Below are 13,898 nucleotides of genomic sequence, written 5' to 3'. Positions count from 1 at the left end.
AGCGGCGGCGACCAGCGCGGCGTGCAGCTCCTCGCCACGCCCGGTCTGCATCAGCAGCACCGGCGACAGCAGCGTGCCCAGCGTCTCGGCCAGGGCGACCCGCTCGCGCACCTTAGCGATGAAGACGTCCTCGTTGCGGATCACCAGGCCCGGCTCGTCGGCGCTGGCGGAGATCTGGTCGGTGTCGACCATCGCCCAGAGCCCGACGGCCGGCGGCTCCGCGGGCGAGCTGATCCGGTAGAGCACGGCGACCCGCTCGGCCGGCCGGTACGCGCCGCGGGCGGTCTGCTCGGCGAGCCGGGCGGCGGCGTCGGGCAGTGACTCGGTGAACGTCTTGCCGAGCGAGCCGGGCGCCAGGTGCGGCATCTCCACGGCGAGTGCGGAGTCCGGGTTCGCCGCGATGATCTCGGTGATCTCGGCGTCGTCGGCGAACTCGTCGTAGTTCTGCGCGCCGGTGCGTGCGGCGCTGATCCAGGCTTTGGTGATCGGGTGCGCGACCGTCATGGCGAGCCACGTTACCGGGGTGGCCGCCTGTGCCGGCCCACCGGCATGTTTCCCCGTGACCTCTGCAACTGTGCGCGCCGCCAGGAGCCCATCGGCCTCTCGATGGGAATGCTGACGACGGTCACCGGCGGCGCCACCATGGCGGCCACCGCCGGGTCCTCCCAGGCGCCTCGCTGCACGGACAGGAACGAGGTCGCCACGGCATCTCCTGCACCCACGCCCGGCTCAACGAGCAAGGGCGACGCTTGATTACTCGAAGATGGGGCCGAGGTCGCGCGTGCGCTTGAGCTCGTAGAAACCGGGGGTGCCGGCGACCAGCACGACGCCGTCCCACAACCGGCCGGCCGCCTCGCCCTTGGGCGACGGGGTCACCACCGGGCCGAAGAAGGCGACGGTCGTGCCCTCCTCGGGGCCGGGCGCGTGGATCACCGGGGTGCCCACGTCGGTGCCGACCGGCTTCATCCCGGCATTGTGGCTGGTCCGCAGCGCGTCGTCCCAGGCGTTGCTCCCGGCCGCGTCGGCCAGCGCCGGGTCGAGGCCCACCTCGGTCAGCGCCTCGGTGTAGAGCTTCTCGCCCAGCTCGTACTTCTCCAGGTGGATGCGATTGCCCAGGGCGGTGTAGAGGTCGCGCAGCACCTGCGGGCCGCCCGCCTCCGCCGCCGCGATGCACACCCGCACCGGGCCCCAGCCCTTCTCCATCAGGTCCCGGTACTGCTCGGGAAGCTCGTCCCGCCCCTCGTTCAGCACCGAGAGACTCATCACGTTGAAGCTCACGTCGAGTGGCCGCACCTTCTCCACTTCGAGCAGCCAGCGCGAGGTCATCCACGCCCACGGGCAGATGGGGTCGAACCACATGTCGACGTTGCGGCGATCAGTCATGAACCCGATCCTCTCTCGTCAGGTCGGCCCGCTCCGGGTGACGTGTGCCACGCCGCGAGGACATAGGCTGGCGTGGAAACTCGTCGACGGGGGCCGCGGGGTCCTCGGCCGCCAGCGGAATGGAGTGATCGTGGCCGGAGTTCGTAACCTGACCCAGGTCGAGGCTGCCGAGCGGGCCCGCCTGCTCTCGGTCGACGGGTACGACATCACCCTGGACCTGACCGACGGCTCGGGCAACCCGGGCGAGGCCACGTTCCGTTCCGTCACCGAGGTCAGTTTCACCTGTACGGAGCCCGGTGCGCAGACGTTCATCGAGGTCGCCGCGTCGAGCATCCGGTCGGCGACGCTGAACGGGACGCCGGTGGACACCGCGGAGTGGTCGGCCGAGGCGGGGCTGACGCTGACCGGGCTGGCCGAGCGGAACACGCTGGTCGTCGACGCCGACTTCGCATACTCGGCGAGCGGCCAGGGGCTGCAGCGCAGCATGGACCCGGTCGACAAGGAGATCTACCTCTACAGCCAGTTCGAGACGGCCGACGCCCAGCGCGTCTTCGCCTGCTTCGACCAGCCCGACCTGAAGAGCGTTTTCACGTGGCACGCGACGGTGCCGGGCCACTGGAAGGTGGTCAGCAACGCGACGGTCGCGTCGCAGGAGCCGGCCGGGGCCGGCGCCAAGACCGTGCACTTCGCGCAGTCGGTGCGGATGAGCTCGTACATCACCGCGCTGTGCGCCGGGCCGTACCACGAGGTCAAGGACTCGCACGACGGGATCGAGCTGGGCGCGTACTGCCGGGCGTCGATGGCGCAGTACATGGACGCCGACGAGCTGTTCCTGATCACCAAGCAGGGCTTCGACTTCTTCCACGAGCAGTTCGGCGTGCGCTACCCGCTGCCCAAGTACGACCAGCTGTGGGTGCCCGACTTCAACGCCGGCGCGATGGAGAACTTCGGCTGCGTGGTGCACGCCGAGGCGCACTACATCTTCCGCTCGCAGGTCACCGACTACGAGTACGAGCAGCGGGCGAACACGATCCTGCACGAGCTCGCCCACATGTGGTTCGGCGACCTGGTGACCATGCGCTGGTGGAACGACCTGTGGCTGAACGAGTCGTTCGCCGAGTGGGCCAGCCACTGGTGCAACACGAGCGCCACCCGCTTCACCGACGCCTGGACGACGTTCCTGTCGATCCGCAAGAACTGGGGCTACCGGCAGGATCAGCTGTCCTCGACGCACCCGGTGTATTGCGAGATGCCCGACCTCGAGGCCGTGGAGGTCAACTTCGACGGCATCACGTACGCCAAGGGCGCCAGCGTCATCAAGCAGCTGGTGGCCTATGTGGGGCTGGACGCGTTCCTGGCCGGGCTGCGGGCGTATTTCGGCAAGCACATGTGGGGCAACGCGACCTTCGACGACCTGCTGAGCGAGCTGGAGACGGCGTCCGGGCGGGAGCTGCGCAAGTTCGCCGCCCAGTGGCTCGAGACGGCGCAGGTCAACACGCTGCGGCCGGTGATCGAGATCGGCGCGGACGGCACGTATTCGAGTGTCGTGGTGCAGCAGGAGGCGCCGGCGGAGTACCCGACGCTGCGTACCCACCGGATCGGGGTGGGCCTCTATGACGTCGACGGCGACCGGCTGGTCCGGCGTGACGTGCTCGAGCTGGACGTTAGCGGGGAGCGCACCGAGGTGCCGGTGCTGGCCGGGGTGCGCGCGGCCGACGTGCTGCTGCTCAACGACGCCGACCTCACGTACGCGAAACTGCGCCTCGACGAGCGCTCGATGTCGACCGTGGTGACTCACATCGCGGGCTTCGACTCGTCGCTGTCCCGCGCCCTGTGCTGGGCGGCGGCGTGGGACATGGTCCGCGACGCCGAGCTGGCCACCCGCGACTACGTGGCGCTGGTGTGCAGCGGGCTGCCCGCCGAGCGCGACATCAACCTGACCACGGCCACGCTGCGCCAGGCGCAGACCGCGCTGACCATGTACGCCGACCCGGACTGGGCGCCGACCGGCTGGACGCAGCTCGCCGACACGGCGAAGGCGGCGCTGGCGGCCGCCGAGCCGGGCAGCGGATTCCAGCTGGCCTGGGCGCGGGCGTTCATCGGCTCGGCCCGGGGCGCGCAGGATCTGGGTACGCTGCGCGGCTGGCTGGCCGGCGAGGGCGTGCCGGCCGGATTGACCGTGGACACCGAGCTGCGCTGGTCGCTGCTCGAGGCGCTGGCCGCGATGGGTGAGGCGACCGACGAGGAGATCGGCCGGGAGCTGGACGGCGACCGGACGGCCAGCGGTGAGCGCGAGGCGGCGTACGCCCGGGCGCTGCTGCCGACCTCGGCGAACAAGGCCGACGTCTGGGCGCGGCTCACCGGCGCGGAGGAGCTGCCCAACTGGCTGCACCGTTCGCTGCTGCAGGGCTTCCAGCACTCGACGCAGGTCGCGCTGACCGCGCCGTACGCGGATGAGTTCTTCGAGATCGTGGACGACGTATGGAAGCGGTCGGACAGCGAGCCGGCGCAGGAGTTCGTGATGATGGCGTACCCGGCGTATCAGGTGCGGCAGGAGACGGTCGACCGGACGGACGCCTGGCTGGCCGTCGACGGGCACAACCCGTCGCTGCGCCGCCTGGTGGCCGAGGGCCGCGACGCCGTGCTGCGGGCGATCAAGGCCCGGGAGCGCGACGCGCAATGATCGTCACCACCCCGCCACGTTCAGTGAGTATCGTGGCGGGGTGACGACCGGTCCGGGTGCGTTGGCGCGGTGGAGCGCGCCGGGCGGCGCGTGGACGGAGCCCGACCTGCACCTGTTCCCGCAGGACGGGCACCGCTACGAGATCGTGGACGGTGGCCTGCACGTGACGCCGCCGGCGGGCGAGTCGCTGGAGCGGGTGGTCAGGGCGGTGGTGACCACGCTGCGGGGTGCGGCGCCCGAGGGCTGGTGGGTGTGCTGCCGGCTGGGCATCGCGACCGGGGCCGGCTATCTGATCCCGGACGTGACGGTGCTGCGGCCGCACTCATCGGGCGCGGTCTGGTCGGACCCGGCGGACGTGGCGCTGGTGGTCGAGGTGGAAACTCCGCACAGTCGCCGCTACGGCCGCCTGCTGAAACCGGCCCTCTACGCCGAGGCGGGCATCCCGCACTACTGGCGCATCGAGAAGGGCCCAACAGTGCTGACGCACGCCCTAAGAGAAGGCGCTTACGAACGGCACCGCACGATCACCAGCCCAGACCTGGTAGAGCTCAACACCCCATACCCGGTCCGCCTGGCCCCCGGCACCTGGAGCTAATGCCGGCCGGCGTGCGTCGCCAGCTGGTCCAGGCCGGACAGCACGCCGCCGGCCAGGTCGCCGCCCGCGAAGGACGCCGCCATGGACAGCGCCGCCAGCTTCGCGTCCCGGTCGGAGATCCGCTTGCGCGCCTCGGAGCCGGTCACGATCTCCAGCACCCGCTGGTTGGGCGACACCGCGACGAGCACCGCCCGCGGGTGGTCGTCGATCTGCTTGTGCAGCGCCTCGGCCGACTCGCGGACCGGCTCCTGAAGGTCACCGACGTAGACCGAGAAGGTCAGGCCGGTCAGCTGGTCGGCGACGCGCAGCGCCTCGTCGAGGCGGAGCAGCTGCCGGGTGGTGAAGGGGCCGTCGAGCGCGGCCGCCGGCTCGGACTTGTGGGGGTCCTCGGTCAGGGTCGGCCCACCCGGCGCCTCCACCGAGCTCGAGGGGTGCGGTGCCTGCGAGGAGCCCTCGGGGCCGTCCACGCCGGTCGACGACCGCTCCACCGCGGTCGACGCCTGCTGGTCACCAGCGGTCACTTGCGCCTCCTGTCGGGCCGGGACGCCTCGGGTTGCCGGCCGAGTCCTCGATGATGCCGGACTCGATGGCCGCGGGCTGGGCGGTCTGCTCGGATGCGCGGCCGCCGATCGCGGGGCCGACCCGCTCGGGCGCGGCGAGGAACCACATCGGCGCGAATTCGTATGGCCGGCCGGGACGGTATCGGCGCGACTGGCGGCCGGAGTCGCCGCCGGTGCGGGCGAGCGCGGCCACCACCAGCACGATCGCCAGCGGAATGGCCACGAAGACCAGAACAGTGTTGAGTACGGACAACCTGAACGCCTCCAGCCGCCTCGTGCGGCGATGATCCGACGTCAATCACGGTAGCGGAGTGCGGCTTCTGCCATGGCGTCGGGTCTCATACCGGTTACTCACGCCGTCGGGATCTACGCGGAATGGGCCGCGAGGTGCGAAAATCACCCTCACGCGCCGTTGCGGAACGATCGTGCCTCAGGGGGAGCTCATGCGCAGACCCGTCACCGCCGTCCTATCGGCGCTCGCCGTCGGCTTGATCGTCCTGTTCGCCGCCCCGTTGCCCGCGCGTGCGGCGGCGATCTTCGTCGAGACCAACCCGAGCACCGTCCGGACCGGTGACGAGGTCAGCGTCCGCGCGAGTTGCACCGACAACCTGCAGGCGGCGACGGTCTCGTCGAGCCCGTTCGGCGTCGTCCAGGTCCAGCCGAACTTCGGCTTCCTCACCGCGACCACCCGGGTCCCGGCCACCGCCCGGCCGGGCGACTACCCGGTCACGCTCACCTGCCCGGACAAGCAGAAGGCGACCAGCACCCTGCACGTCGTGGCCCGGGTCGAGCCGGCGCAGGGCCCGGCCACCGGTGGCGGGGGGACCGCTCCCGGTCGCTCCGCGCCGATGCTGATCGGCGGCGGGGTGGCCGCGATCGCGGCCGGACTGGCGCTGGCGTTCGTGTCCCTGCGGCGTCGCCGCCTCGGCTGAGGGCGGTCCGGTGAGCCGCCCGGTCGTCCCGAAGCCGGCGATTCCGGGACAGCGGGTGCCCGCCTCGGTCGCGAGCAAGCGCCCGGCCGAGGTGGTCGCCCCGCCGCGGCGGCTGCCCGCGCCACCGCACGCGCCGGGCCGCGGTCCGCGGCGCCGCCGCCCGCTGCCGGCGCCCCGGCCGGTGCGTGGCCGGCGACCGCTGCCGATCGGGTGGATCGCGGCGGCGCTGGTCTTCGTCGGCCTGTTCTGTGTCGGCATGGGGCTGGGCAACGCCACCGGTTTCGACGTGACGCGATGGTTCCGCGGCCCGGACAAGCCGCCCCCGCGGGAGTTCCCGGTGCTCGACCCGAGCCGCCCGGTGCGGCTGGCGATCCCGGCGATCAAGGTGGAGGCGCGGATCCTCGAGGTGGGACTGGCGAAGGACGGGTCGGTGGATGTGCCGCCGCTGCAGCGGCACAACGAGGCCGGCTGGTTCTCCGGCGGGCCGACGCCGGGGCAGTTCGGGCCGGCGCTGATCGTCGGGCATGCGGACACGCGTACCGGTCCCTCGGTCTTCCATCACCTGGCCCAGCTCAAGCCGGGACAGACCGTCGAGGTCTTCCGCGACGACCGTGAGGTCGCGATCTTCACGGTCAACTCGGTGGAGAACTTCGGGAAGGCGAAACTGCCGATCAAGCGCGTGTACGGCGACTACAGCCGGCCGTCGCTGCGCCTGGTCACCTGCGGCGGCACGTGGCTGGGCGGTGACCAGGGCTACAGCGACAACATCGTGGTCTTCGCGAGCCTCACCGGCTCGCGGGAGCGTTAGGCCGCCTCGGCCTCGGCGACGACGGGGGCCGCGGGCAGGCCCAGCCAGTCGGCCCACCTCGGGTCCGGCGTGCGGTGACCGAGCACCCGCCAGGCCACGCCGCGCGGTGCGGCCGGCGGCTTGTGCAACCGCCAGCCCAGCTCGGCCGGCGTCTTGTCGCCCTTGCTGTGGTTGCACTTGGCGCAGGCGGCCACGACGTTCTCCCACGCGTGCAGGCCGCCGCGGGACCGCGGGAACACGTGGTCGATGGTCTCCGCCGAGCCGCGGCAGTAGGCGCACCGCCCGCCGTCACGGGCGAAGATCGCGCGCCGCGACAGGCCGACGTGGGTGCGGTAGGGAACCCGCACGTACCTGGTCAGACGAACCACCGAGGGCACCGGGAGCGCGTGGTGTGCACTGTGCAGAATGCCGTCGCCGTCGGAGACGCACTCGGCCTTGGCGGTCAGCACGAGAATGGTCGCTCGACGCACCGATACGACGCACAGCGGCTCGTAGGTAGCGTTCAACACCAACGCGGAGGAGCCCACTGTGGGTCGTATGTCAGGCATCGTGCTCACCTTTCCGGTGTGTTGCTTTCACCGCTCCCGTGTGCTGGACGTCTAGATTGGGACACCGGCGATCACCGTTGTCCGTGCGCCAATAGTCCCTGATGAATGACGGAATTGCGAGCACAATCTGTGGCCGGCCGGTAAACGTCTGAGGTCCTCGGAGACGGGCTCTCGGCCACCGGACCGGTACGGTGGTCTCCCGTGTTACCTCTTGCCCCTACTCCGACCCCGAGCCCATCCGGTGACATCTTCAAGTCGCCCGACGTGACGCAACTCTGCCCCGGCGATCCGTTGTGCAGCCGCGTCTTCGACCTGACCGGCAATCAGTGGCTGGCGAACAGCAGCTACTGGGTCATCGTGAAGCCGCTGCGGATCATCGTGATCGTCCTGATCGCGATGCTCATCCGCTGGGCGCTGCACCGGGCCATCCGGCGGCTCACGTCGACGACCTCGCGCGCCTCGATGCCGGCCCTGCTGAAGCCGTTGAAGGAACGTGCCGCGGCGACCGCCGAGGAGGGGCAGTTCATCCCGGAACGCCGCCGGCAGCGGGCCGAGGCGATCGGGTCTGTGCTGCGCAGCTTCGTCACGGCGGTGGTGTTCACCCTCGCCGCGCTGCTCGTGCTCGGCGAGTTCGGGTTCAACCTGGGCCCGCTGCTGGCCAGCGCGGGCATCGTCGGCGTGGCCCTGGGCTTCGGCGCGCAGAGCCTGGTCAAGGATCTGATCGCGGGCCTGTTCATGCTGTTGGAGGACCAGTACGGCGTGGGCGACTCGGTCGACCTCGGCGACGCCAGCGGCGTGGTCGAGACGGTCGGCCTGCGGATCACCACGGTGCGCGACGCGCGCGGCGTGCTCTGGTATGTCCGCAACGGCGAGATCATCCGGGTCGGCAACAAGAGCCAGGGCTGGGCGATGGTCGTGATCGACATCCCGATCGGCTTCGTCAACTCCGAGCAGGCGATGGCCGTCATGCGGACCGCGGCCAAGGCGGTGGCCGACGACACGGCGCACGCCACCGAGTTCCTCGAGCCGCCGGACGTGATCGGCGTCGAGACCATGACCGTGGACGGCGCGACCATCCGGACCATCGCGAAAACCACGGCCGACGGTCAGATCCCGGTGCAGCGGGAGCTGCGCCGCGCGCTGACCGAGGCGCTGGAGAGTTCCGGGATCTCGGAGCGGATCGCCGCTTCCCGGCTGCTTCCCCGGCCCGCCGCGCCGTACCCGACCGGCGACGGGACTTCTTCAACGACGTGATCGATGGTTCGGTACCGTGGCTACCAATAAGGCGAAAGGGTGATGTCGGATCTCAGCCGAATGACCGCCATTCGGTCCGTACGCCCTAGCCACCGGTCGGACGATCGGGCAGAATCCGCACAAGGCATATGCACTTGCATCGTCACGTTCCTCCGAGCGTGGCGGGGGGGGTGCGACAGGGGGTATGGGTGTCCGACGACCGACCGGTGACGTTCAAGGACGTCTTCGCGGTGTCGGAATATCGAGCGGTCTGGTTCGCCCTGGTCGCGTCGTGGATCGGTGACTACCTGGCCCGGGCCGCGGTCGTCGTGCTGGTCTTCCGGCAGACCGAGTCGATCAGCCTGTCGGCGGCCGCGTTCGCCGTGAGCTACCTGCCCTGGCTGCTCTTCGGGACGGTGTTGTCGGCGCTGGCCGAGCGGCACGCGTACCGCGGGGTGATGGTTTTCTGCGACCTGGCGCGGATGGCCGTGGTCGCATTGCTGGTGGTGCCCGGCGTGCCGTGGCCCATGGTCCTGGCCGTCATGTTCCTGGTCACCCTCGGCGGGGTGCCGATCCAGGCGGCCCGGTCGGCGCTGATGCCCCTGATGCTCGACCGTGGACGGTTGGCCGTCGCGATGGCCGCGAACGCCACCAGCGTGCAGGCCGCGCAGGTCGCCGGCTATCTGACCGGCGCCACCCTCGCCGCCGCCGCCAACCCGCAGCTGGCCATCGCCATCGTCGCCGTGCTCTTCGGCACCTCCGCCCTGCTGGTCCGCGCCTATGTGCTGCCCCGGCCGCCTGCGGTGCCGGCGGAGCAGCGCACCCATCTGCTGCGGGAGACCGCGGCCGGGTTCCGGCTCGTCTTCGGCAGCCGGGTGCTGCGGTCGATCGCGTTGATGGTGTTCGCGATGGCCGCGTTCGCGATCGTGCCCGAGGGGCTGGCCGCCGGGTGGGCGGCGCACAGCGGGCACGACTCGGTCACCCGCGGCATCGACCAGGGCCTGATCATGGCGGCCGGCCCGGTCGGCTTCGTGATCGGCGGGCTGGCCGTCGGCCGGCTGGTCTCCCAGGAGACCCGCCACCGGCTGATCCGGCCGTTCGCCGTGCTGGCTCCCCTGGCGCTGGTCCCGGCGCTGGCCGCGCCGCCGGTGCCGGTGGTGGTGTTGCTCACCATGCTCTCCGGCGTCGCCCAGGGCGGGCTGATGCCGACGCTGAACACGCACTTCGTCCTGACTCTGCCGCACGGCTACCGCGCTCGCGCGTTCGGCGTTATGCAGCAGGGTCTGCAGGTCTTCCAGGGCGGTGCGGTGCTGGTCACCGGCGTGCTGGCCGAACGCTGGTCGGTGCCGCTGGTGGTCGGCGTGTGGAGTGTGGCCGGGGTGCTGTCGATGCTGCTGCTGGCCGGGCGGTGGCCCCGGGTACGGACGCCCGAGCCGGTCCCCGGCGAGGCCGTGCTGCTACCGGCCGCTGAGCCTTCGGCAAGGGCGGAGAACCCGCCCCCCGGGGCCGTGACCGAGCCCACCCCTGGCCGGCATCGGTTCCGCGAGGCGGCTGGCAGGATGGATGGGTGACCGCACCACGAGACCTGCCGGTGACCCCGGCCCGATCCAGCTTCTTCGACGCCGTCGGAGGTGAGCCGTTCTTCCGGCGGCTGGTCGACAGGTTCTACGAGGGCGTGGCGACCGATCCGCTGCTGAGGCCGATGTATCCGGAGGAGGTCCTGGAGCCGGCCAAGGACCGCCTGGCGCTGTTCCTGATGCAGTACTGGGGCGGGCCGAACACGTACTCGGCGTCGCGCGGGCATCCCCGGCTGCGCATGCGGCACGCGCCCTTCACCGTCTCCCCCGCCGCCCGCGACGCGTGGCTGACCCACATGCAGGACGCGGTCGACTCGATGGGGCTGCCGCCGGAGCACCACGACGCCCTGTGGGAGTACCTGGAGCGCGCCGCCTATTTCATGGTCAACAGCGAGTGACCTGAGGTGCTTGCGCGTCGTTCATCCCGATATGCGCCGCAACCTGTTCGCCGCCGCCGCTCTGCTGACCCTCGCCGGTCTCTTGGGCTCTGCGCCGGCCGTCGCCGACCAAGCCCACTCCGCGGTGGTCTCCGCGAACCCGGTGGACTTCACCCCACACGTCATGGACGGGACGGTGTGGTCGATCGCCGTGGTCGGTGACACGGTCGTCGTCGGCGGCAGCTTCACCCAAGTGACCAATGCCGCCAAGACGCAGAAGTACGCGCGGCGCAACATCTTCGCCTACGGCCTGCGGGACGGCGTGGTGCGGCCGTTCGCGCCGGCCATCGACGGAGCGGTGTACGCGCTCACCGCCGGCGCCAGCAACACCGTCTACATGGGCGGCTCGTTCAAGACCGTCAACGGCACCGCCCAGCGCGGCGTGACCCGCGTCTCGCTGGCCACCAGCCAGCGGATCAGCAACTTCACCGCCCGGATCAACTGGGGCGACACGCGGGCCCTGTCGGTGAGCAACGGCCGGCTCTACGCGGCCGGCACGTTCTCGGCGATCAACGGCACCGCGCGCGCCGGCCTGGCACGGCTCAACGCGATCACCGGCGTGGTCGACACCGGCTTCGACGCCAAGCTGACCGCGCCCGGGCTGGAGCGCACGCGGGTGGAGCACTTCGACATCTCGCCGGACGGGCGTTACCTGGTGGCCGTCGGCGCGCTGCTGAAGGCGGGCGGGGCGGACCGGACGCAGATCGCGATGTTCGACGTGTCCGGGGCGGCGGCCCGGCTCACCGACTGGTACACCGACGCGTACAAGGCGGAGTGCATGAAGGGCTTCGACACGTACCTCAGGCAGGTGAAGTTCTCGCCGGACGGGCGATACTTCGTGGTGGCGGCGACCGGGCGGGCCTCCTCGCCCACCAAGCTGTGCGACTCGGCGGCCCGCTTCGACGTGGCCGGCGCCGGGCGGCACAACCCGATCTGGGTGCAGCGCACGGGAGGCGACTCGCTCTATGCCGTCGCGGTGACCGGAGCCGCCGTGTACGTGGGCGGCCACCAGCGCTACCTCGACAACCCGTACGGCACCGACGCCAAGGGCCCGGGCGCCGGCGCGGTCTCCCGGGTGGGCATCGGCGCGATCAGCCCGACCACCGGCAAGGCCCTGTCGTGGAACCCGACCCGGACCCGCGGCGTGGGCGTCCGCTCCTTCGTGGTGACCTCGAACGGCCTGCTCGTCGGCTCCGACACCGACCAGCTGGGCAAGGAGTTTCACGGCCGCATCGGAATGTTCCCGCTCAGCTAGTGGGCGCCGCTTTCGCTCCGCGGCGACTGGTTTCGCTTCCCGATCCCCTGATGCTTGGTGATCGTTGAGTAGGCCGGCTCCGCTTACCCGCGGCGATCGCTTGGGTAAGCCGCGACCAGAGTCGCATTTCGCCCGCCGGTGACTTAGGTGCGAAAAGGACGAGGCACAGCCGAAGTTCTTTTCGTGCCTAAGTCACCGGCTCCTCGGGGCGAAATGCCGGAGGAGCGAAGCGACGACCATCAAAGAAGAGCGCCCTCGTCGTGTAGCCAGTCCACGAAGGAGGTGGCGACGGCCGCGCCGCAGTCGAGCATCTCGACCAGCAGGGCGTCGTGCGCGCCGGAATTGAGCGGAACCTGCAGCTCCGCGTAGATCGGCAGCTGGCCGCGCTCGGTCGGGTCGCCCACATAGGCCTTGCAGAAGCGGCGCGTGTGGTTCCACTCGTTGACGACGCGGTAGGCCCTGTCCGCCCAGTCCGGCGGGACGGTCGAGTGCGGGCGCGCGCGCATCACGAGGATCTCGTCGTCGGGCCCCTCGAGGGTGAACAGCACGGCGTGCCGCTCCCACATCGCGAGGAGGCTGCCGCCGCCGTCGGCCAGGAATCTGATGTCGAGCAGGTCGAGGGCCTTGCCGATGCGAGCGAGCGTCACCTGCGCGACGCGGTCGGGCTCGTCGGCCTTGGGCAGCTCGGCCGGAACACCGGAATGCCCGGACTGGCCGGGCTCGCGCTGCGCCGGAACCCCGACGCGAACGCTGCTCTGCAACGCCACCTCGCCACCGGTCTCCCGCTCGCCGCCGCCGGCCGATCCGGGACGCCATGACCACCACGGCATCGTGCGCACCTCACTCCCCAGCAGGCCGTCCGCCGGACGTAGCGGGGACCCGGGGCCAGACGCTACCCGTACAGATCTCGGAGGTCATCCCCCCAACTGGAGGGCGCGACCGGACAGCCGATGCGGCATCACCCTTTCGGGTGAGTAGAGATAGGCATAACGGTCAATTTGTTAACCCGTTGTAGCCACGCCACTCCATATGGTGCAGAAAGACCCAGCCATCGTTTCGCCACGTAAACTCGCGTATCCGGAGCGTCCACTTCGGAGCGGCCCAGGAAACCCATCCGCGACGCCGCCTGCACCAGTCGCTGCGGGACCTCGATCGGCTCGCCCTCGGCCGGTGTGACCACGAGCGCCACGTGATCCAGGAGCGCGTCCCGTACCATCCGCTGCCCCACCGCCCGGCCCAGCCCACCGCCGGTGACCTCGCGCAACGTCCCGGCCGCGGCCGAGGCGAGCCGGCCGAGCTCGGCGGTCGCAATGGTCTCCACGACCGCGGCGCCGACCGGCGGCAGCGGCCACCGCCAGTCCGCGTCCCGGGCGGGCGGCAGAGCCGTCCGATCAGCGGACAGATTGGCCAGGAGCGCCGACGCCGACACCGTCACGTCGCCCGGTCCGGGCCCGTCGACCTCGCGGGTGACCAGCACCTCCCACGGCAGCCGGGCCCACAGCGCGGTCCGCGCGCCGGCCGATCGAAGCCGCACCGGGGCGGCACGGTCCAGCCGGACGACCCGGGCCAGGAAGGGGCCGGCGTCACCGATCCCGGTCAGGCCGTGGTCCATCAGGCCGTCTCGACGTATGGCTCGAGGAACTCCCGCTCGGCGTCGGTCAGCCGGCGCGGATAGCCGTCGGCCAGGTTGTACGGCACGCAGACCGACTTCGCCCGGCAGGCCAGCACGTCACCGTCGAAGAGCTCGTACGAGACGGTGAAGCTGGCCGCGCGCAGCTGGGAGACCCACATCTGGATGCGCACCGGACCCGCGTCCACCTGGCGCAGGTAGTCGATCTCGTGCCGGGAGATCACGATCCCCTTCTCGAAGGAGGGGAAGAACACGGC

At 71.0% G+C, this 13,898-nt stretch carries 17 protein-coding genes; 8 read left to right on the top strand and 9 right to left on the bottom strand.

Annotated elements, in window-relative coordinates; all coding sequences use genetic code 11:
- The 3 genes from AB0M20_RS06695 to AB0M20_RS06685 all read right to left on the bottom strand — a co-directional run.
- A partial coding sequence (locus tag AB0M20_RS06695) for a DUF1015 family protein (RefSeq protein WP_364294839.1) occupies window positions 1–504 on the bottom strand: 504 nt, incomplete at its 3' end.
- Between the two features lie 11 nt (window positions 505–515).
- Window positions 516–704 carry a hypothetical protein gene (locus tag AB0M20_RS06690; RefSeq protein WP_364294836.1) on the bottom strand — a complete coding sequence of 63 codons (189 nt, stop codon included), beginning with the start codon at window positions 702–704 and terminating at the stop codon, window positions 516–518.
- Window positions 705–753: 49 nt separating this feature from the next.
- Window positions 754–1,383 (bottom strand): disulfide bond formation protein DsbA, encoded by a 630-nt coding sequence (locus AB0M20_RS06685; protein WP_364294833.1) that lies wholly within the window; start codon window positions 1,381–1,383, stop codon window positions 754–756.
- 130 nt (window positions 1,384–1,513) lie between these two features.
- Between AB0M20_RS06685 and pepN the strand changes: the two genes are divergently transcribed.
- Together pepN and AB0M20_RS06675 are read left to right on the top strand one after the other, a co-directional pair.
- On the top strand, window positions 1,514–4,066 hold the full coding sequence (gene pepN / locus AB0M20_RS06680) for an aminopeptidase N (protein ID WP_364294830.1): 2,553 nt from the start codon (window positions 1,514–1,516) through the stop codon (window positions 4,064–4,066).
- Window positions 4,067–4,106: 40 nt separating this feature from the next.
- Complete coding sequence (locus AB0M20_RS06675) at window positions 4,107–4,661, top strand: Uma2 family endonuclease (RefSeq protein ID WP_364294827.1); 555 nt, start codon at window positions 4,107–4,109, stop codon at window positions 4,659–4,661.
- On the opposite strand, the gene AB0M20_RS06670 is transcribed toward AB0M20_RS06675, so the two are convergent.
- Both AB0M20_RS06670 and AB0M20_RS06665 read right to left on the bottom strand, forming a co-directional pair.
- On the bottom strand, window positions 4,658–5,056 hold the full coding sequence (locus AB0M20_RS06670) for a DUF5130 family protein (RefSeq protein ID WP_364294845.1): 399 nt from the start codon (window positions 5,054–5,056) through the stop codon (window positions 4,658–4,660). The two genes, AB0M20_RS06675 and AB0M20_RS06670, sit on opposite strands and share 4 nt — an antisense overlap.
- Before the next feature lie 112 nt (window positions 5,057–5,168).
- Complete coding sequence (locus AB0M20_RS06665) at window positions 5,169–5,474, bottom strand: hypothetical protein (RefSeq protein ID WP_364294824.1); 306 nt, start codon at window positions 5,472–5,474, stop codon at window positions 5,169–5,171.
- Between the two features lie 190 nt (window positions 5,475–5,664).
- Between AB0M20_RS06665 and AB0M20_RS06660 the strand changes: the two genes are divergently transcribed.
- Together AB0M20_RS06660 and AB0M20_RS06655 are read left to right on the top strand one after the other, a co-directional pair.
- Window positions 5,665–6,153 (top strand): hypothetical protein, encoded by a 489-nt coding sequence (locus tag AB0M20_RS06660; RefSeq protein ID WP_364294821.1) that lies wholly within the window; start codon window positions 5,665–5,667, stop codon window positions 6,151–6,153.
- Between the two features lie 10 nt (window positions 6,154–6,163).
- Window positions 6,164–6,961 (top strand): class F sortase, encoded by a 798-nt coding sequence (locus AB0M20_RS06655; protein ID WP_364294818.1) that lies wholly within the window; start codon window positions 6,164–6,166, stop codon window positions 6,959–6,961.
- On the opposite strand, the gene AB0M20_RS06650 is transcribed toward AB0M20_RS06655, so the two are convergent.
- Window positions 6,958–7,509 (bottom strand): HNH endonuclease, encoded by a 552-nt coding sequence (locus AB0M20_RS06650; protein WP_364294815.1) that lies wholly within the window; start codon window positions 7,507–7,509, stop codon window positions 6,958–6,960. The two genes, AB0M20_RS06655 and AB0M20_RS06650, sit on opposite strands and share 4 nt — an antisense overlap.
- A gap of 246 nt (window positions 7,510–7,755) precedes the next feature.
- Here AB0M20_RS06650 and AB0M20_RS06645 point away from each other — a divergent pair, with 246 nt between their 5' ends.
- The 4 genes from AB0M20_RS06645 to AB0M20_RS06630 all read left to right on the top strand — a co-directional run bounded on the left by AB0M20_RS06645 (window position 7,756) and on the right by AB0M20_RS06630 (window position 12,011).
- Complete coding sequence (locus AB0M20_RS06645; RefSeq protein ID WP_364294842.1) at window positions 7,756–8,763, top strand: mechanosensitive ion channel family protein; 1,008 nt, start codon at window positions 7,756–7,758, stop codon at window positions 8,761–8,763.
- 188 nt (window positions 8,764–8,951) lie between these two features.
- Window positions 8,952–10,313 carry an MFS transporter gene (locus AB0M20_RS06640; RefSeq protein WP_364294812.1) on the top strand — a complete coding sequence of 454 codons (1,362 nt, stop codon included), beginning with the start codon at window positions 8,952–8,954 and terminating at the stop codon, window positions 10,311–10,313.
- Window positions 10,310–10,717 (top strand): globin, encoded by a 408-nt coding sequence (locus tag AB0M20_RS06635; RefSeq protein ID WP_364294809.1) that lies wholly within the window; start codon window positions 10,310–10,312, stop codon window positions 10,715–10,717. The genes AB0M20_RS06640 and AB0M20_RS06635 overlap by 4 nt, the downstream gene beginning before the upstream one ends.
- A gap of 31 nt (window positions 10,718–10,748) precedes the next feature.
- Window positions 10,749–12,011 carry a delta-60 repeat domain-containing protein gene (locus AB0M20_RS06630; protein ID WP_364294806.1) on the top strand — a complete coding sequence of 421 codons (1,263 nt, stop codon included), beginning with the start codon at window positions 10,749–10,751 and terminating at the stop codon, window positions 12,009–12,011.
- Between the two features lie 239 nt (window positions 12,012–12,250).
- Here AB0M20_RS06630 and AB0M20_RS06625 read toward each other — a convergent pair whose 3' ends face one another.
- The 3 genes from AB0M20_RS06625 to AB0M20_RS06615 form a co-directional block, all read right to left on the bottom strand.
- On the bottom strand, window positions 12,251–12,841 hold the full coding sequence (locus tag AB0M20_RS06625) for a YbjN domain-containing protein (RefSeq protein ID WP_364294803.1): 591 nt from the start codon (window positions 12,839–12,841) through the stop codon (window positions 12,251–12,253).
- A gap of 128 nt (window positions 12,842–12,969) precedes the next feature.
- Window positions 12,970–13,623: a hypothetical protein gene (locus AB0M20_RS06620; protein WP_364294800.1), complete on the bottom strand. Its 654-nt coding sequence runs from the start codon at window positions 13,621–13,623 to the stop codon at window positions 12,970–12,972.
- Window positions 13,623–13,898 (bottom strand): hotdog domain-containing protein (locus tag AB0M20_RS06615; protein ID WP_364294797.1); only part of this gene is annotated, 276 nt, incomplete at its 5' end. The genes AB0M20_RS06615 and AB0M20_RS06620, both read right to left, overlap by 1 nt.

The sequence above is a fragment of the Actinoplanes sp. NPDC051633 genome (assembly GCF_040681735.1).
Lineage (GTDB): Bacteria > Actinomycetota > Actinomycetes > Mycobacteriales > Micromonosporaceae > Actinoplanes.
Note: the sequence above shows the minus strand (reverse complement) of the source record. Positions and strands in the feature narration are given on the sequence as shown.

Coding starts and splice junctions, on each gene's coding strand:
- AB0M20_RS06685 (WP_364294833.1), bottom strand. CDS start 1,383: ATGACTGATCGCCGCAACGTCGACATGTGGTTCGACCCCATCTGCCCG.
- AB0M20_RS06660 (WP_364294821.1), top strand. CDS start 5,665: ATGCGCAGACCCGTCACCGCCGTCCTATCGGCGCTCGCCGTCGGCTTG.
- AB0M20_RS06650 (WP_364294815.1), bottom strand. CDS start 7,509: ATGCCTGACATACGACCCACAGTGGGCTCCTCCGCGTTGGTGTTGAAC.
- AB0M20_RS06630 (WP_364294806.1), top strand. CDS start 10,749: ATGCGCCGCAACCTGTTCGCCGCCGCCGCTCTGCTGACCCTCGCCGGT.
- AB0M20_RS06625 (WP_364294803.1), bottom strand. CDS start 12,841: ATGCCGTGGTGGTCATGGCGTCCCGGATCGGCCGGCGGCGGCGAGCGG.
- AB0M20_RS06620 (WP_364294800.1), bottom strand. CDS start 13,623: ATGGACCACGGCCTGACCGGGATCGGTGACGCCGGCCCCTTCCTGGCC.